We start from the raw sequence: 24417 nt of genomic DNA, 5'->3' as shown, positions 1-24417 counted from the left end.
GTTCCCCTCATGAGCCCTGCCATTCCCTTATTTACCGGCCTGTCGCAGCTGGCGGACCGCTACGACGGATTCGTCCTGGATTTGTGGGGGGTCGTGCATGACGGCATCGCCCCCTATCCCGGCGTGCCCGAATGCCTGAAGACGCTGCGCGCCCGAGGCAAGCGCGTCTGTCTGCTGTCCAACGCCCCCCGCCGCGTGGATGCCGCCGCCGCCCGGCTGACGGAGATGGGGCTGACCCCCGACCATTACGACGCGCTGCTGACCTCGGGCGAGGCGACGCACGACGCCCTGCGCGATCCGCCGGACGCCTGGCACCGGGCCCTGGGGCCCAAGCTGCTGCACATCGGCCCCGACCGCGACGCCGGCGTCTACCTGGATCTGGGGGGCCGCTTGAAGGTTGACCGGCCGGAGGAGGCCGACTTCGTCCTGAACACCGGCATCGTCGATTTCAGCGAATCGCTGGCGGATTACGAGCCCACCCTGGCCGCCTGCGCCGCGCTGAAGCTGCCCATGGTCTGCGCCAACCCGGACCTGGTGGTGCATGTCGGGCCGCAGCTGGTGATCTGTGCCGGGGAACTGGCGCGGCGGTATGAGGAGCTGGGTGGCGATGTGCGCCAGCACGGCAAGCCTTATCCCGGCGTCTACGCCCGCTGCTTCGACCTGCTGGGCGGCATGGCGCCGGACCGCATCCTGGCGGTGGGCGACAGCCTGCGCACCGACATGGCCGGCGCCAACGCCGCCGGCATCGACGGCCTGCTGATCGCCGGCGGCATCCACCGTGAGGAACTGGGCGTGGCCGATCCGCTGACCGACCTGCCCGATTTGGACCGGCTGGCGGAAATCGCGGCCCAGGCCGGCCTGCGCATCAGCGCCGTCATGAACCGCCTGGGTTGGTAAGGCGCGGGGGCGCGCACCTGCCCCGGAGGTAAACCGCCTGCGCGCCTCACCGCCCCTGGCGGTCGTGTAACAGGCGGGTTAAAAGTGTAACGGTTAGGCAAACACTGCGGACAGGCGGGACCAAGTGGCCAATAGTCGGGGGAATTCTACGATGTCGCGCAGGGTGCGCCCCATGGAAACCAGTGTCGCCTCCCCCCGTCCCCGCCTCACGCCCGGCATACCCGCCGGCGGCGTCATCGCCGCCCTGGTCGCTGTCGGCTCGCTGGGCTTCATGCTGCTGGGCAGCCATGGCCACGGCTCGTCGCATTCGGTCAAGGTGGTGAAGATGGATGGCGTCATTCCGCCCATTCCCCCCATCCCGCCGATTCCGCCGATAGCGCCTGCGTCCCCCGCGTCGCCCACCGCCCCCATCAGCCGGGCCGACGCCGACCAGATCCGCCGCGATGTGGAAGAGGCGATGCGCGGGCTGGACGTCGAGTCCATCAAGCAGGAGGCCAAGGCCGCGGCGATGGCCGCACGGGCCGCCGCCCGCGATGCCCGGGCCCTGAGCGACAGCACGCAGGAATTCCCGGCGCAGCAGGTGGTGAATCTGTCCAACCTGTCCGGCAACACCATCATCCGCCCGTCCAGCAGCGCCACCACCATCGGCATTTCCGCCAGCGGCGGGGCGGTGCGCGCGGCGGCCGAAGACGGCGCCCTGCAGGTATCGGGCAGCGGCCGGTCGACCGAGCTGACCATCACCGTTCCATCCCACACCAAGCTGGTCGCCGCCGGGCTGTCCGGCGAGCTGACCGTGGATGGCGAACTGGACGGCGACGTGGTGCTGGACCTGCGCAAGGCCCAGGTGTCGCTGAAAAAGGTCAAGTCGCTGCAGGCCAACATCGTCGAGAGCGCTGAGATCAGCGTGGACGAGGTGGCGGAGTCGCTGAAGTTCGTGATCGCCGGCCATGGCGACCTGCATGTGGGCCGCGCGTCGGAGGCCGAAGTGCGCGTCATGGGCCAGGCCGACCTGTCGCTGGGCACTATCGACAAGGCGCTGCGCCTGGCCGTCTATGGGAACGGCGACATCTCCGCCGACCGGGTGGATGGCGTCATCGAGGCCGTCATCAACGGCAAGGGCGACGTGCACATCAACGACGGCAATGCCAGCGCCCTGAAGGTGGCCGTCCTGGGGCAGGGCGACTTCACCTTCGACGGCACCGCCAAGGATCCCAACCTGTTCATGGGCGGCAGCGGCACCATCACGGTGGCCAAGCACACCGGCACGCCGCGCATCGGCAAGTCGGGCAGCGGCGAGGTCGTGCTGGGCGGCGAATAAGCGCCCCTCTTCCCTATCCTGGCCTTCCGCTGATTGCGCCGGACCGTTGCCCGTGCCTACAGTATGTCCATTGGTAAAACCCAGCCGGCCAAGCACCTGACCTTTCGGGGCAGCGGCCCGCGCCGGTAAAAAGGACGGGACCCAGGGTGCGGTTGGGGGCGGCAACACGGATTTGCCTGGGCTACGCCTTGCTGGGCGGGTCGTGGGTCCTGGGTTCCGACATCGCGCTGGACATGATGCTGGGTCCTGTCCACGCGGCATGGGTGGGGCCGGTCAAGGGCGTGGGATTCGTCGTGGTCACGGCGCTGTTGCTGCACCGCGTGTTGGTGCGGGCCCTGGCCGCTGACGCGCGCAAGACCCGGGAGCTGGCCCTCAGCCAGGCACGCTACAACGCGTTGGCCGACATGGCGCCCGTGGGCATTTTCCATGTCGATTCGACGGGCCAGATCACCTACCGCAATCCGCGCCTGCGCGAGATCACCGGCATGCCGGCGGAGTTGGAGCCGGGCGGTAGCTGGGAATGGTGGCTGATCCATCCCGAGGATCACAAGCGCGCACAATCCCGCTGGCTGGCGGCCACCCAGCAGGGGGAACGCTATGCCGAGGAGTTCCGCATCTGCCGCCCCGACGGCCGCATCGTGTGGGTGCTGTGCGAGGCCTTGCCCGTGACGGCGCGCGAGGGCGAGCGTCTGGGCTATGTCGGCATGGCCATCGATCTGACGGCCCAGCATCAGGCAGCCGAGACCATGCGCCAGGAAAAGGAACGGTACGAGCTGGCGACCGGCGGCTCCGCCGTCGGCATCTGGGACTGGCATCTGGGCGACGGCAGTCTGCACTTGTCCGGCCAAGCCCAGACCCTGCTGCGCCTGCCGGCGGGCAGCCAGGGCCCCCGCCGCGTGCTGGGCATGATCCCCAAGGCGGAGCGGGCGCGGGCCTTTTCCCACGTGCGCAACCACCTGCGCCTGCGCCAGCCCTTCGACCTGGAACTGCCCATGGTCTGCGCCGACGGGGTCACCCGCTGGTTCCACGTGCGCGGCCAGGGCGTCTGGCCGGCGACGGACACCGGGGACGCGCCCCCTCGACCGGCCCGCCTGCTGGGCTCGCTCATGGACATTACCGTGCGCAAGGAGACGGATGGCCAGTTGGCCCGCGCCCGCCACGACGCCGAAATGGCCAGCCGCAGCAAGAGCGCCTTCCTGGCCAGCATGAGCCACGAGTTGCGCACGCCGCTGAACGCCATCATCGGCTTCAGCGAATTGATCACCCAACAGACCTACGGCCCGGTGGGAGACGCGCGCTACGCCGACTATGCCGAGGACATCCGTGTCAGCGGCCTGCATCTGCTGGAGCTGGTGAACGACATCCTGGACGTGGCACGCATGGAGGCGGGCCGGTTCGAGCTGGAGGACAAGGTGGTGGACATCGCGGCCGAGGTCGCGGTGGCGGTGCGCCAGATCCAGGCCGGCAACCTGCAGCGCAAGATCGAGATCACCGTGGTCGGCGCCGCCGGCCTGCACGCCATGCTGGACCCCACGGCCCTGCGCCAGGTGCTGTTGAATCTGCTGGGCAACGCCGTGAAGTTCACGCCCGACGGCGGCCGGGTGACGGTGTCGGCCGACATCCGGCGCGAGGGGCTGGCCCTGTCGGTCATCGACACAGGCCCCGGCATCTCCCGCTACGTGCTGGAGAACCTGGGCACTCAGCCCTTCCTGCAGGCGGAGCCCTCGCTGCGCCGGCGCCACGGCGGCAGCGGCCTGGGCCTGTTCATCGTCCGCCGCCTGATGGACCTGCACGGCGGCACCCTGATGGTGGAATGCCCGCCCGGCGGCGGCACCCACGTCACCGTCATTTTCCCGCCCGACCGCCAGGTGCCGCCCGGCCCGGCGCTGGCGATGTTGCCGTGACCGGGGCATGATGGGGCCGTTCCGGTCCCCGTATCCCGAGGGCGCCCCCCATGTCCCCGTTCAAACGGCCGTCCAAGCCGTTGTCGACCAAATCCAAAGGTGCTGCCCCCACCTCGGCGCCCACTTCGGCTGGGACGGCCGAGGTGCCGTCCACCCTGGACGACGTCCTGGCCGCCGGCGCCCGGGACGGCCTGCGCCGCGACCGGGGTTACGCCCGCTTCCGCGCCCAGGCGGACAAGGCGGCGGCCGCCGCCGACAAGGGCGACGACCGCGCCTACCGCCTGCTGGCCGAAGCCATCCGCCAATTGCTGAACGACAGGCGCTGACAGGTGACGGCCGTCGCTGCGCCACGGCCGGACCGCCCGCAATCACATAGCCGCCCCGCCCTACCCCATCCGCCCCGCCGCCCCATCTAGTGCTGATGACCCAGACCGCCATCCCCACCCATCCGTCACCCGCCGCGCCGGAACCCCGGCCCACCCGTCCGCAGATGGGGGAGGGCAAGGCGTTGGCCATGCTGCTGCCCTATGTCTGGCCCAAGGGCGAGTGGGGCACGCGGGGGCGGGTCATCCTCTCCCTGCTGCTGTTGCTGGGTGCCAAGGCGGCCAGCGTCACCATCCCCGTCTTCTATAAGCATGCGGTGGACCAGCTGGGCGAGGGCATCAAGGCCAACGCCGCCGTGGTGCCGGTGCTGGCCATCCTGTCCTATGGCCTGGCGCGCGTGCTGTCGCTGGCCTTCGGCGAACTGCGCGACAGCGTGTTCGAGCGGGTGGCCCAGCGCGCCATGCGCAAGGCGGCGCTGAGCGTCTTCCGCCACCTGCACGGCCTGTCGCTGCGCTTTCATCTGGAACGGCAGACCGGCGGCCTGTCCCGCTCTATCGAGCGGGGTACCAAGGCCATCGAGACCCTGCTGTCCACGGCCCTGTTCAACATCCTGCCCACGGTGCTGGAGATCCTGCTGGTCACCGGCATCCTGTGGCGCCTGTTCAACATCTGGTTCGCCCTGGTCACCTTCGTGGCCGTGGGCGGCTACATCGCCTTCACCGTCGTCATCAGCAACTGGCGCACCCGCATCCGCCGCCAGATGGTGGAAAGCGACACCAAGGCCAGCGCCCGCGCCATCGATACCCTGCTGAACTATGAGACGGTGAAGTACTTCGGCAATGAGGAGCACGAGGCCCAGCGTTATGACCGCGCGCTGAAGGTCTATGAGCAGGCGGCGGTGCGCACCCAGACCTCGCTGTCCATCCTGAACGTGGGCCAGAGCTTCATCATCGCCGTGGGCCTGGTGATCGTCATGTGGATGGCGGCCAGCGGTATCGAGGCCGGTACCCTGACCCTGGGCGATTTCGTCCTGGTGAACACCTATATGCTGCAGCTGTACCAGCCGCTGAACATCTTCGGCTTCGTCTATCGCGGGGTGAAGGAAGCCCTGATCGACATGGAGAAGATGTTCGTGCTGCTGGCCGTGGACCGCGAGGTGGCCGACGCGCCGGGGGCCAAGCCCCTGGCCATCGGCGGCGGGGAGGTGCGGTTCGAGGACGTATCCTTCGGCTATGATCCGCGCCGGCCCATCCTGAAGGGCATCAGCTTCACCGTGCCCGCCGGCCGCACCGTGGCCATCGTCGGGCCCAGCGGCGCCGGCAAGTCCACCCTGTCGCGGCTGTTGTTCCGCTTCTACGACGCCAACGGCGGCCGCATCCTGATCGACGGGCAGGACATCACCCAGATCACCCAGGCCAGCCTGCGCGCCGCCATCGGCATCGTTCCGCAAGACACGGTGCTGTTCAACGACACCATCCGCTACAACGTCGCCTATGGCCGCACTGAGGCGACGCAAAGCCAGGTGGAGCATGCGGCGGCGCTGGCCCACATCGACGGTTTTATCGCGGGATTGCCCGACGGCTGGGACACCACGGTGGGCGAGCGCGGCCTGAAGCTGTCCGGCGGCGAGAAGCAGCGCGTGGCCATCGCCCGCACCATCCTGAAGAACCCGCCCATCCTGATGTTCGACGAGGCCACCAGCGCCCTGGACACCCATACCGAGCGGGAAATCCAGCGCAACCTGCGCGAAGTGAGCCGCGGGCGCACCACCCTGGTCATCGCCCATCGCCTGTCCACCGTGGTGGACGCCGACGAGATCATCGTGCTGGAGGAAGGCCGCGTGCGGGAGCGCGGCCGCCACGCCGACCTGCTGGCCCTGGGCGGCGCCTATGCCGACCTGTGGGCGCGGCAGCAAACGGCGGATCCGGTGAAGGAGGGGGGTGTGGCTGCACCACATACCGTCTCAACTGAGACCGTTCCAGGGTGATGGGCGCGTGCTACACTGCACATACCGTGTAACACATGAGGCGGTCCCATGACCGAGACGACCTTCACCTTCAGGGTGGATGAGACGCTGAAAACCGCCTTCGCCGAGGCGGCCAAGTCCCATGACCGTACGGGCGCCCAGCTGTTGCGCGACTACATGCGTGATTTTGTGCGACAGCGGCAGGAGGCCGCCGATTACGATGCTTGGTTCCGGGCCGAAGTCCAGGCCGGGATCGATGAAGCCGATGCCGGTGACACGGTATCAGCGGAAGAAGTGGAGGCGGAAGCGGAAGCGTGGCGGGCAGAAGCACGACGCAAATTGGCCGGCTTCGCCTCGTGAGGCTGGTTTGGACGCGTTCCGCGACCATCAATCGCAATCGCATTCGAGAGTATATTGCCCAAGAGGACTTGGCCGCAGCTTTAGCTTTGGATGAGCTTTTCTCTAAACGGGCCGTTCTCCTGGTAAAGCATTATGGGGTGGGGCGGCCAGGCCGCATCGCCGGAACGCGTGAGCTGGTCATCCACCCCAATTACATCATGATCTATGAGGTGATTGGCGGCACCGTGCGGATACTCCGCCTGCTGCATGCTGCCCGCCAATGGCCACCTAGGCGATAGCCCCCAACTCGCAGCTTTTTGACATCGGCAATCGCCCGGACCAAAGTTCTGGGGTATGGACCGTCGAAGGACCCTTTGCCTGAGGCCGGCTGCGTCATGATCGCCGATACCCCCCTGCACCCCGAGTCGCCTGCTGATCCGACTGGCTTGGCGGAACCGCTGCTGGCGGGGGACCGGCGGGCCCTGGCGCGGGCCATCACCCTGATCGAATCGACCCGCGCCGACCATCGCGCCCAGGCCGACGCCCTGCTGGCCCGGCTGCTGCCCCATGCCGGACGGTCGGTGCGGGTGGGCATCACCGGCGTGCCGGGCGTGGGCAAGTCCACCTTCATCGAGGCCTTCGGCCTGCACGTCATCGGTCGGGGCCACAAGGTGGCGGTGCTGGCCATCGACCCGTCCAGCCAGCGCACCGGCGGCTCCATCCTGGGCGACAAGACCCGCATGGAGCGGCTGTCGCGCGATCCGGCGGCCTTCATCCGCCCCTCACCCGCCGGCAGCACCCTGGGCGGCGTCGCCCGGCGCACGCGCGAGGCCATGCTGCTGTGTGAGGCCGCCGGCTTTGACGTCATCGTGGTGGAGACGGTGGGGGTAGGCCAATCGGAAACGGCGGTGGCCGACATGGTCGACCTGTTCCTGCTGCTGCTGCTGCCGGCCGGCGGCGATGAGTTGCAGGGCTTGAAGAAGGGCATCGTGGAACTGGCCGACCTGGTGGTGGTGAACAAGGCGGACGGCGACCTGGTGGCCCAGGCCCGTCATGCGGTGGCCGAGTACCGCCATGCCCTGGCGTTGCTGCGGCCAGCCACGCCGGACTGGACCGTGCCGGTGCTGAGCTGTTCCGCCATCACCGGAACGGGCGTGGACGGAGTGTGGGACACCATAGGGCGGTTCCGCGACGCGCAGGCCGCCAGCGGTCGGCTGGAGGGGCGCCGGGCGGATCAGGCACGCGCCTGGATGTGGAACGAGATCCGTGAAAACCTGCTGTCGGCCTTCACCCATGACCCGGCCGTGCGCGACCAGCTGCGGGACGCCGAATCGGCGGTGACGGCCGGAACCCGGACGCCCGCCATGGCCGCCCGCAGCCTGCTTGCCCAATTCCGCCGTGAGGAATGAGTATGCGCCGCCCCGCCATCGCCCTGCTGTCCCTATTGGTGTCCACCCCCGCCTGGGCGGAGGATTGCAGCCTGGAAGGCCTGCATTGGCTGCAGGGCGCCTGGGGCAACACCGCCGTTGACACGGCGGGGGAGGAGCGCTGGGTGCTGCTGCCCGGCGGCGCCTTGGCCGGCAGCGCGTGGGAGACGGCCAAGGACGGCACGCCCCATTTCGTGGAAGCGCTGAGCCTGTCGCTGACCGATGGCAAGGTGACGCTGCGCATGCGCCACTTCGACGGCACGCTGGCCCGGGCGTGGGAGGACAAGATGACACCGGTCACCTTCACCGCCACCCGGTGCGGCCCCGGCGACGTGGTGTTCGAGGGCGTGGGCGGCCACGCTGGCGAGCGCATCACCTATGCCCGCACCAAGGACAGGCTGAGCTTCGTCGGTGAGTTCATCCACAAGGGCAAGCCGCACCGCGTCGATCTGGAGATGTCCCGGACGGGAGATTGAGTCCAGCGAATAACCCCAAGAAAAAGCGGCCGAGCATTGACTCCCGCATGCCGACTGGTCATCAGTGGCGCCCATGGTCGCCGGCCCCTGTTCTACGCCTGATTCTCCATCAGGCCATGGCAGGGATGCCGACGACTGGCCCCTGAATTCTCCAGGGGCGCCCTTGACTCTCCGCCGCCCCTTCGGTTATATCGCCGCTTCCCTCCGGAGCGGTGTGCGCCCGGGGTTGTCATTCTTGTTATTCCGTGAAGGTGCTCCAATGGCCCGCAAGTGCGATGTGACCGGCAAAGGTCTGCAGTTCGGCAACAACGTTAGCCATGCCAACAACAAGACCCGCCGGCGTTTCCTGCCCAACCTCCAGGAGACCTCGCTGCTGAGCGACGCGCTGGGCACCATGGTCCGTCTGCGCCTGTCCACCAAGGGCATCCGCACGATCGAGCACAAGGGCGGCCTGGACAGCGCCCTGCTGGACATGAAGGACAGCGAGCTGTCGCTGGATGCGCGCCGCGTGAAGCGCCGCATCGCCAAGGTCCTGGCCGCCAAGGCCGCCGCCTAAGCATCGCACGCCTTCCGGGAATGGGGCGGCTCCATGGGTGCCGCCCCGATCCTTGTGAGGGAATGCGGTTAGACGGGTCCGCCCGCGGCCTATCAAGCATTCCCTGCGTGACGATCGCCTTGCCTGCGGGCTGGGGCCTCACATCCATGACGCTCTCGCCCGCCGCTCTCGTCGATTTCCTGAACGGCCTGCCGCCAGCCGCACTGCTGGTGGGCCAGATGCTGTTCTGTTTCAGCGCCATCCTGGCGCTTGCCCGGCTGTTCGGACAGTCCGGCCTCTACATCTACATCATCGTCGCCATCATCGGCGCCAACGTCGAGGTGTTGAAGGCGGTTCAATTCCCCTTCTATGAACACCCCGTGGCCATGGGCACGATCCTGTTCAGCTCCACCTATCTCGCCACCGACATCCTGACCGAGCATTACGGTCGGAATGCTGCGCGGCGCGGCATCTATCTCAGCTTCGCGGGCTATTTGCTGTTCACGCTGATGATGCTGATCACCCTGGGTTTCCGCCCCATGACGGCGGAACAGGCGGGCGATGACATGGCCTGGGCGCTGTCGACGCAAGACCATCTGGCCGCATTGTTCCTGCCGGCCCCGGCGCTGTTCCTGTCCGGCATGGCCTCATACCTGGCCAGCCAGCTGTGCGACGTCTGGATCTATCAGAAGATCCGGGGCGCCACGGGGCAGCGGCACCTGTGGCTGCGCAACAACGGTTCCACCATGGTATCGGCGCTGATCGACAACACCGTCTTCAGCCTGCTGGCCTGGCGCGTCTTCGCCGAGACGCCGGTGGACTGGCACGCGCTGGTGTTCACCTACATCCTGGGCACCTATCTGATGCGGGTGGCCGCCAGCCTGCTGGACACGCCGTTCATGTACCTGTCGCGCCGCGCGCTGAAACCGCACCTGCCAGCCAAGGCGACCGCCTGACCGGCCCTTCATCCCTTTTGTTTCCCCTCATCCCTTTTGTTTCAGAGTCCGTCCCCATGTCCGACCTGCCGACCTCATACCCCGGGTTCTCGTTCGAGATCACCCACAAGGCCCCCGACAGCCGGGCGCGCCTGGGCCGGCTGACGACGCCGCACGGCACCATCTCCACCCCCAACTTCATCTTCTGCGGCACCAAGGCGTCCATCAAAGGTGTCACGCCGCAGCAGATGCGGGCGGAGAAGACGGACATCATCCTGTCCAACACCTATCACCTGATGATCCAGCCCGGTGCGGACATCGTCGCCAAGATGGGCGGCCTGCACCGCTTCATGGGCTGGGACGGCCCCATGCTCACCGATTCGGGCGGCTTCCAGATTTTCTCCATGGGCCACGGCTCGGTGGCGGACGAGATCAAGGGCCGGCGCACCCAGACGCGCGACACCACCCTGCTGAAGATCAGCGAGAAGGGCGCCACCTTCCGCAGCTACATGAACGGCGAGAAGCTGTTCCTGTCGCCTGAGCTGTCCATCGACATCCAGCGCAAGCTGGGCGCCGACCTGATCGTGCAGTTCGACGAATGCACGCCCTTCCATGTCGACCGCGCCTATACCGCCAAGTCCATGGCGCTGAGCCACCGCTGGGGCGATCGGTCCTTGAAGGAATTCGCCAAGGGCGGGGGCATGAGCTACAACGGCCTGCCCCAGGCCCTGTACGGCATCATCCAGGGCGGGGTGTATGAGGACCTGCGCAAGGAAAGCGCGACATACACCAAGGACCGCCCCTTCTTCGGCACCGCCGTGGGCGGCAGCCTGGGCGCCAACACCGCGCAGATGGATGAGGTGGTGGCCATGACCATGCCCCACACCCATCCCGACCGGCCGGTGCATCTGCTGGGCATCGGTGGCATCCGCGACATCTTCGCCGGCGTGGTCCAGGGCATCGACACCTTCGACTGCGTCAGCCCCACCCGCATCGCCCGTCACGGCTGGGCCCTGGCGCCCAAGGCGAAGGGAGAGCGGCTGAACATGCGCAATTCCCGCTTCCGCGAGGATCCGCTGCCCATCGATCCGGCCTGCGACTGCTACGCCTGCAGCAATTTCAGCCGCGCCTACATCCACCACCTGCTGAAGGCGGGTGAGTTGCTGGCCATGCAGCTGCTGTCCATCCACAACGTCGCCACCATGAACCGCCTGCTGCGCGACGTGCGCGAGGCCATCGCCACCGGCACCCTGCCCGAGGCGCGCCAGCGCTGGGTGTACGATCCCCAGGAGCAAGAAAATGGCGAGGGGGAACCGGCAGCGCAGGGCGGGGCCGCCTAGACCCCGGATTGACCGTATTCCTGGCAGCGCCTAGGGTGCCGAGCCCGACTCGGCACTGGTGTGGAGCCGGGCGTTTTCCACATCCGAATTGACGTGAGTGACCGCGATGGCGACGGAACAGGAACTGGCACGCGAGGCGAAGGCTTGGCCGTTTGAGGAGGCGCGCAAGCTGGTCGCGCGCTACGGCGACAAGGCCCCGCCCAAAGGCTACGTCCTGTTCGAGACCGGCTACGGCCCCTCGGGCTTGCCCCACATCGGCACCTTCGGCGAGGTGGCCCGCACCACCATGGTGCGCCAGGCCTTCCAGCGGCTGGCGCCGGGCGTGCCCACCCGCCTGTTCGCCTTCTCCGACGACATGGATGGCCTGCGCAAGGTCCCGGACAACATCCCCAACCGGGAGATGGTGGCTGAGCATTTGGGCAAGCCGCTGACCAAGGTGCCGGACCCGTTCGGTACGCATGAGAGCTTCGGCCACCACAACAACGCCCGCCTGCGCGCCTTCCTGGACAGCTACGGCTTCGAGTACGAATTCCAGAGCAGCACCGACTGGTACACCTCGGGCCGCTTCGATCACGCCCTGCTGGCCGTGCTGCGCCACTATGACGAGATCATGGGCGTGATGCTGCCGACCCTGGGCGAGGAACGCCGGGCGACCTACAGCCCCTTCCTGCCCATCAGCCCCAGCACCGGCCGCGTGCTGCAGGTGCCGATGCTGGAGATCAACCCGGATGCCGGCACCGTGGTGTTCGAGGATGAGGACGGCAAGAAAGTCGAGACCCCCGTCACCGGCGGCCATGTGAAGCTGCAGTGGAAGCCCGACTGGGGCATGCGCTGGTTCGCGCTGGGCGTCGATTATGAGATGGCGGGCAAGGACCTGATCCCCTCCGTCGAGCTGGCCAGCAAGATCTGCCGCATCCTGGGCGCCCAGCCGCCCGAGGGCTTCAATTACGAGCTGTTCCTGGACGACAAGGGCCAGAAGATCAGCAAGTCCAAGGGCAATGGCCTGACGATGGAGGAGTGGCTGCGCTACGCCCCGCCGGAAAGCCTGGCCCTCTACATGTTCCAGAAGCCGCGGGCGGCCAAGAAGCTGTTCTTCGACGTCATTCCGCGCGCCGTCGACGACTATCTGACCTTCGTCGACAAGCTGAAGAGCGAGGAGCCGGCCAAGGCGCTGGAGAACCCGGCCTGGCACATCCACAACGGCCAGGTGCCGGCGTGGGCCGCCGCTGCGGACCAGCTGAAGACCAACCTGTCCTTCGGCATCCTGTTGAATCTGGCCGGTGCCGCGAACGCCGAGAACGCGGACGTGATGTGGGGCTTCATCAGCCGCTACGCCCCGGCCGCCACCCCCGCCAACAGCCCCTTCCTGGACCGGCTGGTGGGCTACGCCGTCGCCTATTACCAGGACCGCGTGAAGCCCACCAAGGTCTACCGCGCCCCCACCGATGTGGAGCGTGCGGCCCTGGAGGAACTGCGGGCGGCCCTGGCCCGGTGGCCGGCCGATGATCTCACCAATGCCGAGTCCCTGCAGAACGAGGTCTATGAGATCGGCAAGCGCCATCCCTTCCCCGAGCTGCGCGCCTGGTTCCTGACCCTCTACGAGGTGCTGCTGGGCCAGAGCACCGGCCCCCGCATGGGCAGCTTCATCGCCCTCTACGGTGTCGCCGAGACCAAGGCCCTGATCGACCAAGCGCTGGGCGACGGCATCAAGTAAGAAGCCTGTCACGGGCGGGAATGGACAAAAGCCGTTCCCGCCCGCATATAATTCGGCATGACCCAGCGCATCGACACGCAAGATGCTCCCGCCCCGTCGGAGCAGTCGGAACTGGAAGCGCTCCGTGCCGCCATCAAGCTTGGTGCGGATGAGGCGGATGCCGGCCTCTTTTCTACCCGCAACGTGGAAGAGATTATTGCCGAGGGCATCGCCCGGGCCCGCCGACGCGATAACGGCTGACGGCCATTTGACGCGCCGCCTCTCCGATCCCGTCTCCGTCCTTCTGTGGTAAAGATCGCCGCGCCGTTGGCTGACTTCGCCTGAAAGGACCTTTCCCATGATCCGCTACGACTTCCGCAGCGACACCGTCACCCGTCCCTCGCCCGCCATGCGGCAGGCCATGGCGGATGCCGAGGTGGGCGACGACGTGTTCGGCGACGATCCGACGGTGAAGCGGCTGGAGGAGACGGCGGCGGCGATGCTGGGCAAGGCGGCGGGCCTGTACCTGCCGTCGGGCACCCAGTCCAACCTGGCGGCGCTGATGGCCCATTGCGGCCGGGGCGATGAGTACATCGTGGGCCAGATGGCCCATTGCTATCGCTGGGAAGCGGGCGGGGCCGCCGTGCTGGGCAGCATCCAGCCCCAGCCCATCGCCTACCAGGCCGACGGCACCCTGGCCCTGGCCGACATCCAGGCCGCCATCAAGCCGGACGACCCGCACTTCGCCCGAACCCGATTGCTGGCGCTGGAGAACACGCTGGGCGGCCGCGCCCTGCCCCTGTCCTACATGAAGGACGCCGTCGCCCTGGCCCGCCGCCACGGCTTGGCCACCCACCTGGATGGTGCCCGCGTGTTCAACGCCGCCACGGCCCTGGACGTGCCGGCGGCCGAGGTGGCGGCCGGCTTCGACACCGTATCCGTCTGCCTGTCCAAGGGCCTGGGTGCGCCGGTGGGCAGCGTGCTGGTGGGCGAGGGCGACCTCATCACGCGCGCCCGGCGCGTCCGTAAGATGCTGGGCGGCGGCCTGCGCCAGGTGGGCATCCTGGCCGCCGCCGGCCTCTATGCCCTGGAGCACAACGTCGGCCGGCTGGCCGATGACCACGCCAACGCCCGCCGCCTGGCCGGGGGTCTCTCGGCCTTCCCCGCCCTGACTGTCACCCCGCCCGACACCAACATCCTGTTCGTGGCCGTGGCGGCCGACGTGGCCGACGCCTTCAATGCCCACCTGAAGGCCCACGGCGTCGCCGTCACCAGCACCTACGGCATGCAGCGCTGGGTGACCCACCTGGACGTGGATGGTGCCGCCGTGGACGCGGCGCTGGAGACCGTGGCGGCGTTTTTCCGTTGAGGAACCGCACGCTGAGCGGTTGAAGCGCCGCCACCGCCAACGCTACTCTGCCCCCAAGCCGCGACTGGGCGCGGGTGTGGTGCGGGGGTGGCCTTGGATTTATCATCGTTCGTGGCGTCGTGGCAGGAATACAGCAAGTTCGTCATCGCGCTGTTCGCCATTCTGACCCCTTTCGCCGCCATCCCCATCTTCCTGGGATTGACCGAGGGCCGCAGCCAGCGGGAGCGTAACCTGATCGCCCAGCAGGCGGTGCTGACCGTGGCCACCGTCCTGATCGTCTCGGCCCTGGTGGGCGACCTGGTGTTGCGCCTGCTGGGCACCAGCCTGGACAGCTTCCGCGTGGGCGGCGGCCTGGTGCTGCTGCTCATCGCCCTGTCCATGCTGAACGCCAACGTTTCCGCCATGAAGCAGACGGAGGGTGAGGCCAGCGAGGCGGAGGGACGCAGCGCCATCGGCGTGGTGCCCTTGGGCCTGCCCCTGCTGGCCGGCCCCGGCGCCATCACCGCCGTCATCATCCAGATGCAGAAGGGCCACGGCCCCATCCACGGGGGCCTGATCATCGGCTGCATCGTCTTTGTCTGCCTGTTGCTGTGGGGGTCCCTGCGTCTGGCCGGCCCCATTGGCAACCGCCTGGGCCAGATCGGCCTGAACATCATGAGCCGCCTGTTCGGCCTGCTGCTGGCCTCGGTCGCGGTGGAAACCATCGCCACCGGCCTACGCAACCTGTTTCCCGGCCTGGCCGGCGGCGGCTGACTTCCCCTCATCGCCGCCATGGCGCACACTGCCTGACTGGCGCCACGGCCCGAGGCCACGTCTCGGGCCTAGGACGCGACCGCGTCCGCCGGAGCATTTCGGGGAACGCAGTGGACTGAAATGCGAGGATAGCCAAGGCCACGGATGTGGCCGCCCGGCGCCTGAGGGAACAAGGGAAAACTCCATGATCGAGCCGGATGAGGTTCCCCCCACCGCCCGGGGCACCAACCTGTACATCGCCGACATCAACCTGCAGCGCCTGCTGGAACGGCGCGCGTCGGAGGAATTGCAGCGGCATGAGGATCGGTTGGCCGATTTCGGCGCCTGGGCCGGCGGCCCGCTGGATGAGCAGGCGGAATACACCGACCGCTACGCCAACCCACAGCACGTGCCCCAGCCCTACGGTCCCAATGGCCCTCAACCCGGCCATATCGTCTTCAACCCCCGCTACGTGGCCTGCCATGCCGAGGCCTATGCCCGGGGTGCCGTCGGCCTGCCCTATCAGAAGGGCGCATCGGGCCGGCACTTGGCCTGCTTCACCATGGGCTATCTGCTGAGCCAGGCGGACGTGTCCATCCATTGCCCTGTCACCATGACGGGCGCGGTGGCGCATGTGCTGAACACCGTGGCGCCCGAGGACCTGCGGAAGCGCTTCCTGCCGCAACTGACCCGGATGGACGGCCAGGCGCTGTCCGGCGGTACCTGGGCGACGGAGTTGCACGGCGGATCGGATGTGGGCGCCACCACCACGCGCGCCGTGAAGACGGACGAAGGCTGGGCCCTGCACGGGCTGAAATGGTTCACCAGCAACGCGGGCTCCGGCCTGGCCCTGGCCACCGCCCGTCCCGATGGCGCGCCTGCGGGGAGCCTATTGAGAGGAGGCAGGGGCCTGGGCTGCTATCTGGTGCCCAGCCACCTGGAGGAGGGACGCCCCAACGCCTACAGCGTCCGCCGCCTGAAGGAAAAGGTGGGCACACGCGGCCTGGCCACGGCGGAGTTGGACCTCAATGGCGCCACCGCTTTCGAGGTGGCGGGACCGGGCGAGGGGCTGAAGGTCATGATGGCCGCCCTGGAGTACAGCCGCATTCACAACGCCGTCGCCTCCGCCGGCCTGTTGCGCCGCGCCTTCGTCGAATCCCTGGGATGGTCGGCGCACCGCGCCGCCTTCGGCCAGACCGTCATCCATTACCCCATGGTGCAGGACCAGCTGCTGGACATGCAGATGGAACTGGAGGCGGCGGTGGCGCTGTCCTTCGAGTCGGTGTTCGCCTTCGACGCCCTGGCGACGGGGGACAGCGATCCGGAACAGGGCGGCGATTGGCTGCGCCTGGTGACGGCGCTGGCCAAGTACCGTACCGCCGACCAGGCGGTGAAGGCCTGCCGCAATGCTGTCGAGATGGTGGGTGGCAACGGCTACACCGAGGAATTCCCCACTGCCCGGCTGTACCGCGATTGCCTGGTGACCGCCGTGTGGGAGGGGCCGGCCAACATCCAGGCGCTGGAGCTGCTGCGCCTGGTGGCGGGCAAGCGGCCCGGCGACCAGATCTTCCTCGGCCGCGTGGGGGCCGCCCTATCCGACCTGCCCCCGCAGGCGGGCGATACCGCCGGGTTGTTGGAAGGCGCCCTGGAGGAATGCCGGGCCGCCCTGTCCCACCTGCGCCGCAACCCGGACCAGGCGCCCCGCCACGGCCGGCGCCTGCTGGACCTGTTGTCCGACACCCTGGCCACAGCCCTGCTGTGCGAGGAGGCGGTGGCCGACCTGAAGCTGGGCGACAGCCGCAAGATGCTGGTGGCCAACCGCTTCGCCAACCGCGTCCTGGCCCACCACAACCCCATCGCCACGGAGATGGAGCCGGCCCTGGCGGCGTTCGAGGATGTGATCCTGTATCAGCCGGTGGGGTGAGAAGCGCCCGCCAAGGCGCGGATGCGCCGCCGGCGCCTGAGGAACCCCAAAACTACTGCTCTTTCTTCAGCTTGTTCAGCAAGTCGCCGATGGGGTCGGGCTTGTTGGACGGGGTCTGGTCGGGGACGTCCTTGTCGTCGTCCTGGTCCTCTTCCTTCTGCACCGCCTCAGGCTTGACCTGACCGGTGGTGTCGACCGTTGGGACACCGGGGGCTGGCGTGGCGGCGGCGGTGGGGGCCCCGTCCAGGGGCACGGTTTCCACCGTGGGCAGGGGCGGCACGGCCGGGCCGTCGGGGGCCTGGTCCTGAACGGCGGCGGGCTGCAGCGGAATCAGGTCGCGCACGGGCAGGCCCTGCTCCAGGTCGGTCATGATGGCCTTCCACAGCTTGGCCGGCAGGGTGCCGCCGGTGATGCGCTTCATCTCGTCGCCATCGTCGTTGCCCAGCCACACGCCGGTCACGTAATCGGCGGTGAAGCCCATGAACCAGGCGTCGCGATAGTCCTGGGTGGTGCCGGTCTTGCCGGCGATGGGGCGGTCGGCCAGCTGGGCCGATTTGCCCGTGCCCACCTGCACCACGCCCATCATCATGCGCACCAGGTTGGCATCCTCCGCCGCGGCGATGGCATAGCCGGCGCCGCTGCCCTTGCGCTGGTACAGCACGCTGTCGTCGGCGTCGCGGATCTCGGTGATGCCGTAGGGGAAGACGGCGCGGCCGCCATTGGCGATGGCGGTGTAGGCGCCCGTCAGCTCCAGGGGCGTCACCTCGCTGGTGCCCAGGGCCAGCGACAGGTCGCGCCGCAGCGGTGCCGTGATGCCCAGGCGGCGGGCGACGGCGATGGCCCGGTCGATGCCCACGCTCTCCAGCAGGCGGATGGTGGCCGTGTTGACCGAGTGGGCCAGCGCCGTGCGCAGCGGAATCTCACCCATGTAACCGGGCTCGTAGTTCTTGGGCTCCCACTTGCCGCGCTTGTAGGGGGCGTCCAGGATCAAATCGTCCGGCGTGCGGCCCGCCTCCAGCGCCGCCAGATAGACGAAGGGCTTGAAGGAGGAACCGGGCTGGCGCAGGGCCTGGGTGGCGCGGTTGAACTGGCTTTCGTCGTAATCGCGCCCACCCACCATGGCCTTCACCGCCCCATCGGGCGCCATGATGACCACGGCGGCCTGGTGGACGTTGGCGGCGGCGCCAGGGCCGTTCAGGATCTCCGCCACATGCGCCGTGGCGGCGCGCTGCATCTTGGCGTCATAAGTGGTGTGCACCACCAGGTCGCCATGGTTGGGACCGATGAAGGCGTTGACCTGGTCCGCCACCCAGGCGGCGAAGTAGCGGCCGTCGCCTTCCACCGAGGGGTTGGCGCGCGGCTGGGCCGGCTGGTTCACCACCGCCTTGGCCTGTTCCACCGTGATGTAGCCGGCGTCCACCATGGTGGCCAGCACCACGGCCATGCGCTGCTCGGCCCGTTCGTTGTTGGCGCTGGGCGAGTATTTGGAGGGCGCCTTCAGCAGGCCGGCGATGATCGCCGCCTCCCGCAGGTTCACCTCGGTCGCCGACTTGTCGAAATAAGTGCGCGCCGCCGCGTCCACGCCGTAGGTGCCGGAGCCAAGATAGACCCGGTTCAGGTAGGCGCCCAGGATCTGGTCCTTGGTGTAGCGGTGCTCCAGCATCAGGGCCAGCATGGCCTCCTGCACCTTGCGGCGCATGGTCTTGGCCGGCGACAGGAACAGGTTGCGCGCCAGCTGCTGGGTGATGGTGGAGGCGCCCTGGCGCATGTGGCCGGTACGGTAATCGGTCCAGGCGGCACGGGCGATGCCGATTGGATCGACACCGAAATGACTGTAGAAGCGCCGATCCTCCACCGCCAGGACGGCGTGGACCAGGTCCGGCGAGATCTCCGACACCTCCAGCGTCTCGCCGCGCATGTCGCCGAAGCGGGCCAGCTTGCTGCCGTCGGCCGCCAGCACGGTGACCGCCGGGCGGCGCTGGAACTGCGCAACCTGGCTGATTTCCGGCAGGTCGTAGGCGAAATAGGCCACGACGCCGGCCAGGACCATGACGCCCCAGATGCCCAGCACCACCAGCGTCTTCAGCCACCACGGCATGCGCGGACCGCCGGAGCGGCGTTTGGGCGCCGGGCGCCGGCCGGGCGGCGGACGACGGCGCGGCGGCTGTCCGCCACCACCATTGCCGCCACCGGCACCACCGTCCCCCTCATCGGGGCGCGGACGTGGCGCCACACGGGGGGTGGCGGCCTTGGCCGGGGCGGTGGGCTTGCGGCGCGGCGCCGGCTGGCTGCCCACGGGGCGGAAGGCACGCAGCGAGGTGTCGGTGTCGTCAGGGCTCAAGGCGGCGACTCAACTAAGGCGTCCCTTTGGGAGCGCCGGTCATCGGGGAAAAGGCAGGCGGTGACAGGCCCTATCTAGGGGATGGGTGACCCTGCGGAAAGCGCCGGCTGGTCAACCCTGACCTCTTATCCCTTCGCCATCCCCAGGCGCTGCGTCCGCCCGGTGGTGCGGGCGGCCCCATCGGCCCTGATCCAGCGGTAGAGGGCAAAAAGGGCGTTTTCAGGGCGGCGTTTGGTCGCATGTTTTACATGGCCCCTCAAGCGCGGGGCGGACGCAGTCGCCTCCCAAATCAAAAATCCAGATCACTCCGCGGCGCTGCGGCGGTCCAGCAATTCATATTTGCGCAGGTAGCCGCGGAACTGATGGTAGTTCAAGCCCAGGTCGGCGGCGGCGCGTTTCTGGTGGAACTGGTTGCGCTCCAGCGCCGCGCGCAGCAGCGCCTTTTCAAAATCCGCCACCTGCTCCAGGAAGTTGCAGGGACCACTCGGCGCCGTCGTGGCGGGGCCGGGCGCGGTGGAGGAGGTGGGTGCCGCCTCGGACTCCGCTTCCGCCGGTGCCGGGCCGGCGCGCCGATCGCCAGGCATGGCCACGGGGCGGAAGGGGGAATCGAAGGGATCGAAGATGACCTCGTCGATGGGCCGCTCCGCCCCCTGCGCGCGATAGACCGCCCGCTCCACCACGTTCTTCAGTTCGCGGATGTTGCCCGGCCAGGGATAGGCTAGCAGTTGGCTCATGGCCTTGGGCGCGAAGCCGGGAAAGAAAGGCCGCCCCAGTTCGCGCGCCATGGCGATGCCGAAATGGTCGACCAGCATGGGGATGTCGTCGGCCCGCGCCCGCAAGGGGGGGATGGTCACCACGTCGAAGGACAGGCGGTCCAGCAGGTCGGCGCGGAACTTCCCGGCCATGGCCATCCTGGGCAGGTCGGCGTTGGTGGCGCCCACCACGCGCACGTCCACCGACACCGTCTGGGTGCCGCCCACGCGCTCGAACTCGCCATACTCGATGACCCGCAGGATCTTCTCCTGCACCGAGGCGGAACTGGTCGCGATCTCGTCCAGGAACAGGGTGCCGCCGTCGGCCAGTTCGAAGCGGCCGACATGGCGCTTGGCGGCACCGGTGAAGGCGCCCTGCTCATGCCCGAACAGCTCCGTCTCCAGCAGCGTCTCGGACAAGGCGGCGCAGTTCAGCTTGATGAAGGGCTTGTCCCAGCGGGACGACAGGTAGTGCAGGCGGGCGGCCACCAGTTCCTTGCCCGTGCCGCGTTCACCGATCACCAGCGTCGGGCGGTTCAGCGGCGCCGCCCGCGACACATGCTCCATCAGCTGCAGGAAGGACGCGGCCTGGCCGACCAGGGACGGCGGGGTAGCGGAGGAGGCCATGGGTGATTCGCTCGCGGGGCGGAAACTACCGCGTAAGGGGGGCGTTCTGGCCGATCATGGCACCGGTTGGCGAAATTCGCCACATAATCGTGGATTTGGATAAGTCGCCCGGCTCCGCCCAGAGCGCCGTCTGGTGTGTTTTGTTTATTTTCAATATCTTACACTCGCCAGATACAATTGGCACGCCCCTTGCTGATGTAGGGACACACGATCGAATGCAAGGAACTCATCGAAGGGGAATGCAGCGATGACCGACCACACGATCCACGACAAGGCCGGCGATGCCGGCTTCTTCGCCAGCCGGGCCCAGAGCCAACTGGCCATGTTGGCGGACGATTTCCGCGCCGTGCCGGCTGAAGCTTGGATCATCCTTGCGGTCGCCACCGTGTTGAGCAACCTTTTCATCGCCCTTGCCTGAAGGAGACCTGACTCATGGGCATCTTTTCGCGCCTCAGCGACATCATCAATTCCAACCTGAACGCCATCCTGGATCGCGCCGAGGACCCGGAGAAGATCATCCGTCTGGTCATCCAGGAAATGGAAGACACGCTGGTCGAGGTTCGTTCCTCCGCGGTGAAGACCGTGGCGGAGAAGAAGGAGATCGAGCGCCGCCTGGTCGAACTCCGCCGCGAGGCCGAGGAATGGCAGCGTAAGGCCGAGCTGGCCCTGTCCAAGGACCGTGAGGACCTGGCCAAGGGCGCCCTGATGGCCCGCGCCAAGATCGCCGAAGCCGCCGACGGCCTGACGACCGACCTGGGCCGCCTGGATGAGGCCCTGGCGAAGACCAACGACGATATCGGCCAGTTGCAGGCCAAGCTGCAGGACGCCAAGACGCGGGAACGCGCCATCGTCGCCCGCCAGAAGACCGCCACGGCGCGTCTGAAGGTCAAGACCCAGCTTCATGACGACCGCATCACGGACGCCTTCTCGCGTTTCGACCAGATCGAGCGCAACCTGGATGTCCTGGAAGGCAAGGCGGAAGTCCTGGACATGGGACGCAAACGCAGCCTGGCGGACGAGATCGCCGAGCTGGAGAACAACGACAAGGTCGAATCCGAGCTGCAGGCCCTGAAGGCCAAGCTGGCGACCAAGAACCAGGGGTAATCTGTCCATGGACCTGGACGCACTTGTCGCCGTACCCATCATCTTCATGGTCATCGTGGCGCCGGTGTGGATCATCGCCCACTATGTGACCAAATGGCGGGTCGCCAAGACACTGTCGGTCGATGACGAGCGCATGCTGTCGGACCTGTGGCACAGCGCCACTGAAATGGACAGCCGCATCCAGCAGCTGGAGAAGATCCTGGATGCGGAGGCCCCGGGCTGGAGGGCACGGCAATGACTGGTAGAGGCTCTAACCCGCCGCCCTTCCCCGGGCGGCGGCCCCCCGGCGGAACCTCCGGTGGCGGTTCGGGCGGGTATGGCGGCGGCAGCCGCTGGACCAACCCCGCCGCCGGTGCCCAAGGCGGCACCTACGGGGGCGGCGGCACCTTCGGCAGCCCCAACCCCCACCGCCTGTATCGCAACCCCCGCGCCGGCAAGGTGGCTGGTGTCTGCGCCGGCGTCGCCGACTACTTCAGCGTTGACGCCTGGCTGGTGCGGCTGGGCATGGTTCTGGGCTTGGTGTTCTTCTTCCCGGCCACGATCATCGCCTACATCGTGCTGGCCGTCGTGCTGAAGCCGCAGCCCCAGGGGCTGTACGGCAGCAACGAGGAAGAGGTGTTCTGGCGGTCAGTCACCACCCGCCCCGACCAGACCCTGGCCGGCCTGCGCGCCAAGTTCCGCGACCTGGATCGCGAGATCGGCGCCATGGAGACCGCCGTCGCCTCTCGCGAGTTCGACCTGCGGCGGCAGTTCAAGGACCTGGAGAAGTAGGTCTCCAGGTGTGCACGGGGGAATGCGGGGAAGGCCCCTTCGGTCCCCTTCCCCGGCGGCGGCCACCCCGGCCGTTTATTGCGGCAGCCCATCCCAATGGTTGCCAGGGCCTGTCACCAGGCACAAAATAATCTAAGATTGCGTGGCCTGACGGGACCGGCCCGGTCCCGTCGACGCCCCAGGTTTACCCGTCACACGACCCTTAGCAGGTGGCCTTCCCCATGTCGCCGATACTCGTCCCCCTCTTGGCGCTGTGCATCCCCATCGTGGCCATCGTCTTGCGGGCGATGCAGAAGCTGCAGGATATCGAGGCCATGGCCCAGGCGCGCCGCGGCCAGCAGGACCAGCGCTTCCGCTGCTATGATGATCTGGAGCGCCGCGTGACCCAGATGGAGCGGCACGTCACCAGCCCCGAATTCGACCTCAACCGCAAGCTGAGCCAGCTGGCCCAGCGCTGATAGGACGAAGCCCCATGTCCCCCCTGCTGATCCCCCTCGCCGCCCTGATGATCCCCATCGTGGCCCTGGTGACCCGTTACATGATCCGCGCGCGCGAGCTGCAGGCCCAGGGCCTGTCGGATCATGCCGCCGGCGACCTGCTGGCCCGCGCTGATCGGCTGGAGCAGCGGGTGCAACAGCTGGAACGCCTGCTGGACGCCGAATCCCCCGGCTGGCGCGCCCGCGCCTGACCCTTTCTCCTATCCCTTCGCCCCGCCACGGCGCGCTTGAACGGCACCGCGGCGGGGCCTTAGATGGGAAGATCGTCATCTTCCCCGCGATAGGACACCCAGCCCCCGTGCCGCGACCCACCCTTGCCGGGGCTGTCTTGCTGATCACGGCCGCTGTGGCCGGCTTGGCGGCGTTGTTTTCCGATGACGCCGGCGCCCAATCCCCCACCGGCCAATCCCTCACTGGCCAATCCCCCACCGGCCTGCCCGCCGCCCTGGTCTTCGGCATCCTGGAAACGGAACAGCCGCCCCTGGTGGACCTGCGGAACGGCGAAGTGGCCGGCGGCCTGATCAAGGCCATTGGCGACGAGATCGCCCGGCGCACGGGCTTCAAGCCCCTCTATCGCCTGGTCCCCCGCAACCGCCTGGAGGCCGACCTGGCCGACGGCCTGATCGACCTGGCCTGCGGTTACAGTCCCGATTGGCTGCCCAAGGTGGCCATCACCCGCTTCTCACCCCCCATCCTGGTCAGCCACAGCGTGCTGGTCGTCCGCCGGGCCGACAGCGAGCGCTTGCGCACCCTGGGCGACCTGGCCGGGCGGCCCATCGGTGCCATCCTGGGTTTCCGCTACCCGCGCGAGGTGGAGGCGGCCTTCATCGACGGCACCTGGCAGCGGGAGGACGCGCCGTCCGCAGAAAGCAATTTCCTGAAGCTGCGCAACCAGCGGGTGGACGCCATCCTGACCACCGACCTGGAGGCCGACTACCGTCAGACGGTGGACAAGACCTGGGCCCGGGCGCTGACCGTCCTGCCCCAGACGGTGGGCGATCATGAGGAACGCTGCGCCAACGCCCCCCGGTCGCCCTTGGCCATGGAAACGCTGGACGCAGCCATCGAGGCCATGCGGGCCGACGGCACGCTAACCCGCCTGCGCCTGGCCGCCACCGGGCGGGCGGCGAGCTGAGTCTTTCCAGC

26 protein-coding genes are annotated in these 24417 nt (G+C 68.1%); 24 read left to right on the top strand and 2 right to left on the bottom strand.

Annotated features, from left to right (window positions below):
* The first annotated feature begins 9 nt into the window (after positions 1 to 9).
* From P5F91_RS08450 to P5F91_RS08370, 17 genes are all read left to right on the top strand, one after another.
* A complete protein-coding gene (locus P5F91_RS08450; RefSeq protein WP_277907003.1) occupies positions 10 to 897 on the top strand; it encodes a TIGR01459 family HAD-type hydrolase in 888 nt (295 codons plus the stop codon).
* A gap of 172 nt (positions 898 to 1069) precedes the next feature.
* Entirely contained in the window at positions 1070 to 2215 is a 1146-nt protein-coding gene (locus tag P5F91_RS08445; protein ID WP_277907002.1) for a DUF2807 domain-containing protein, read from the top strand.
* Between the two features lie 146 nt (positions 2216 to 2361).
* Positions 2362 to 4119: a sensor histidine kinase gene (locus tag P5F91_RS08440; RefSeq protein ID WP_145610688.1), complete on the top strand. Its 1758-nt coding sequence runs from the start codon at positions 2362 to 2364 to the stop codon at positions 4117 to 4119.
* Between the two features lie 50 nt (positions 4120 to 4169).
* Positions 4170 to 4445: a hypothetical protein gene (locus P5F91_RS08435; protein WP_145610689.1), complete on the top strand. Its 276-nt coding sequence runs from the start codon at positions 4170 to 4172 to the stop codon at positions 4443 to 4445.
* Positions 4446 to 4540: 95 nt separating this feature from the next.
* On the top strand, positions 4541 to 6430 hold the full coding sequence (locus tag P5F91_RS08430; RefSeq protein ID WP_277907000.1) for an ABCB family ABC transporter ATP-binding protein/permease: 1890 nt from the start codon (positions 4541 to 4543) through the stop codon (positions 6428 to 6430).
* Between the two features lie 48 nt (positions 6431 to 6478).
* On the top strand, positions 6479 to 6769 hold the full coding sequence (locus P5F91_RS08425) for a CopG family ribbon-helix-helix protein (protein ID WP_277906998.1): 291 nt from the start codon (positions 6479 to 6481) through the stop codon (positions 6767 to 6769).
* Positions 6724 to 7047, top strand: a complete 324-nt coding sequence (locus tag P5F91_RS29865) for a type II toxin-antitoxin system RelE/ParE family toxin (protein ID WP_422394457.1) — start codon at positions 6724 to 6726, stop codon at positions 7045 to 7047. The genes P5F91_RS08425 and P5F91_RS29865 overlap by 46 nt, the downstream gene beginning before the upstream one ends.
* A 96-nt stretch (positions 7048 to 7143) precedes the next feature.
* Positions 7144 to 8157: a methylmalonyl Co-A mutase-associated GTPase MeaB gene (meaB, locus tag P5F91_RS08415; RefSeq protein ID WP_145610693.1), complete on the top strand. Its 1014-nt coding sequence runs from the start codon at positions 7144 to 7146 to the stop codon at positions 8155 to 8157.
* A 2-nt stretch (positions 8158 to 8159) separates the two neighbouring features.
* On the top strand, positions 8160 to 8651 hold the full coding sequence (locus P5F91_RS08410; RefSeq protein WP_145610694.1) for a DUF6265 family protein: 492 nt from the start codon (positions 8160 to 8162) through the stop codon (positions 8649 to 8651).
* A gap of 259 nt (positions 8652 to 8910) precedes the next feature.
* Positions 8911 to 9207 carry a 50S ribosomal protein L28 gene (rpmB, locus tag P5F91_RS08405; RefSeq protein ID WP_145610695.1) on the top strand — a complete coding sequence of 99 codons (297 nt, stop codon included), beginning with the start codon at positions 8911 to 8913 and terminating at the stop codon, positions 9205 to 9207.
* Between the two features lie 146 nt (positions 9208 to 9353).
* On the top strand, positions 9354 to 10142 hold the full coding sequence (locus tag P5F91_RS08400; RefSeq protein WP_145610696.1) for a queuosine precursor transporter: 789 nt from the start codon (positions 9354 to 9356) through the stop codon (positions 10140 to 10142).
* Between the two features lie 56 nt (positions 10143 to 10198).
* On the top strand, positions 10199 to 11461 hold the full coding sequence (gene tgt, locus P5F91_RS08395) for a tRNA guanosine(34) transglycosylase Tgt (RefSeq protein WP_145610697.1): 1263 nt from the start codon (positions 10199 to 10201) through the stop codon (positions 11459 to 11461).
* 106 nt (positions 11462 to 11567) lie between these two features.
* The gene (locus P5F91_RS08390; protein WP_277906996.1) at positions 11568 to 13175 is read left to right on the top strand and encodes a lysine--tRNA ligase; all 1608 of its coding nucleotides are present in this window, start codon (positions 11568 to 11570) and stop codon (positions 13173 to 13175) included.
* Positions 13176 to 13232: 57 nt separating this feature from the next.
* Complete coding sequence (locus tag P5F91_RS08385; protein ID WP_145610699.1) at positions 13233 to 13415, top strand: hypothetical protein; 183 nt, start codon at positions 13233 to 13235, stop codon at positions 13413 to 13415.
* Positions 13416 to 13512: 97 nt separating this feature from the next.
* A complete protein-coding gene (ltaE, locus tag P5F91_RS08380; RefSeq protein ID WP_277906995.1) occupies positions 13513 to 14523 on the top strand; it encodes a low-specificity L-threonine aldolase in 1011 nt (336 codons plus the stop codon).
* Between the two features lie 93 nt (positions 14524 to 14616).
* Entirely contained in the window at positions 14617 to 15276 is a 660-nt protein-coding gene (locus tag P5F91_RS08375) for a MarC family protein (RefSeq protein WP_186454741.1), read from the top strand.
* Positions 15277 to 15460: 184 nt separating this feature from the next.
* The gene (locus P5F91_RS08370; protein WP_145610702.1) at positions 15461 to 17179 is read left to right on the top strand and encodes an acyl-CoA dehydrogenase family protein; all 1719 of its coding nucleotides are present in this window, start codon (positions 15461 to 15463) and stop codon (positions 17177 to 17179) included.
* Positions 17180 to 17231: 52 nt separating this feature from the next.
* On the opposite strand, the gene P5F91_RS08365 is transcribed toward P5F91_RS08370, so the two are convergent.
* Positions 17232 to 19520: a transglycosylase domain-containing protein gene (locus P5F91_RS08365; protein WP_246134381.1), complete on the bottom strand. Its 2289-nt coding sequence runs from the start codon at positions 19518 to 19520 to the stop codon at positions 17232 to 17234.
* A gap of 302 nt (positions 19521 to 19822) precedes the next feature.
* A complete protein-coding gene (gene pspF / locus P5F91_RS08360) occupies positions 19823 to 20899 on the bottom strand; it encodes a phage shock protein operon transcriptional activator (RefSeq protein WP_277906993.1) in 1077 nt (358 codons plus the stop codon).
* Between the two features lie 247 nt (positions 20900 to 21146).
* Between pspF and P5F91_RS08355 the strand changes: the two genes are divergently transcribed.
* From P5F91_RS08355 to P5F91_RS08325, 7 genes are all read left to right on the top strand, one after another.
* Positions 21147 to 21317, top strand: coding sequence for a hypothetical protein (locus P5F91_RS08355; protein ID WP_157999463.1), 171 nt, complete (start codon positions 21147 to 21149; stop codon positions 21315 to 21317).
* A gap of 14 nt (positions 21318 to 21331) precedes the next feature.
* Positions 21332 to 22003 (top strand): phage shock protein PspA, encoded by a 672-nt coding sequence (pspA, locus tag P5F91_RS08350; RefSeq protein WP_004272574.1) that lies wholly within the window; start codon positions 21332 to 21334, stop codon positions 22001 to 22003.
* 7 nt (positions 22004 to 22010) lie between these two features.
* Positions 22011 to 22241 (top strand): envelope stress response membrane protein PspB, encoded by a 231-nt coding sequence (pspB, locus tag P5F91_RS08345; RefSeq protein ID WP_040845458.1) that lies wholly within the window; start codon positions 22011 to 22013, stop codon positions 22239 to 22241.
* The gene (pspC, locus tag P5F91_RS08340; protein WP_145610704.1) at positions 22238 to 22774 is read left to right on the top strand and encodes an envelope stress response membrane protein PspC; all 537 of its coding nucleotides are present in this window, start codon (positions 22238 to 22240) and stop codon (positions 22772 to 22774) included. Before pspB ends, pspC begins: the two co-directional genes overlap by 4 nt.
* Positions 22775 to 22995: 221 nt before the next feature.
* Positions 22996 to 23232 carry a hypothetical protein gene (locus tag P5F91_RS08335; RefSeq protein WP_138918615.1) on the top strand — a complete coding sequence of 79 codons (237 nt, stop codon included), beginning with the start codon at positions 22996 to 22998 and terminating at the stop codon, positions 23230 to 23232.
* 14 nt (positions 23233 to 23246) lie between these two features.
* Positions 23247 to 23462 carry a hypothetical protein gene (locus tag P5F91_RS08330; protein WP_040845461.1) on the top strand — a complete coding sequence of 72 codons (216 nt, stop codon included), beginning with the start codon at positions 23247 to 23249 and terminating at the stop codon, positions 23460 to 23462.
* A 107-nt stretch (positions 23463 to 23569) separates the two neighbouring features.
* On the top strand, positions 23570 to 24406 hold the full coding sequence (locus tag P5F91_RS08325; RefSeq protein WP_186454742.1) for a substrate-binding periplasmic protein: 837 nt from the start codon (positions 23570 to 23572) through the stop codon (positions 24404 to 24406).
* Positions 24407 to 24417 lie beyond the last annotated feature (11 nt).

The organism is Nitrospirillum amazonense, assembly GCF_029594735.1.
GTDB classification, from domain to species: Bacteria; Pseudomonadota; Alphaproteobacteria; order Azospirillales; family Azospirillaceae; genus Nitrospirillum; species Nitrospirillum amazonense.
Note: the sequence above shows the minus strand (reverse complement) of the source record. Positions and strands in the feature narration are given on the sequence as shown.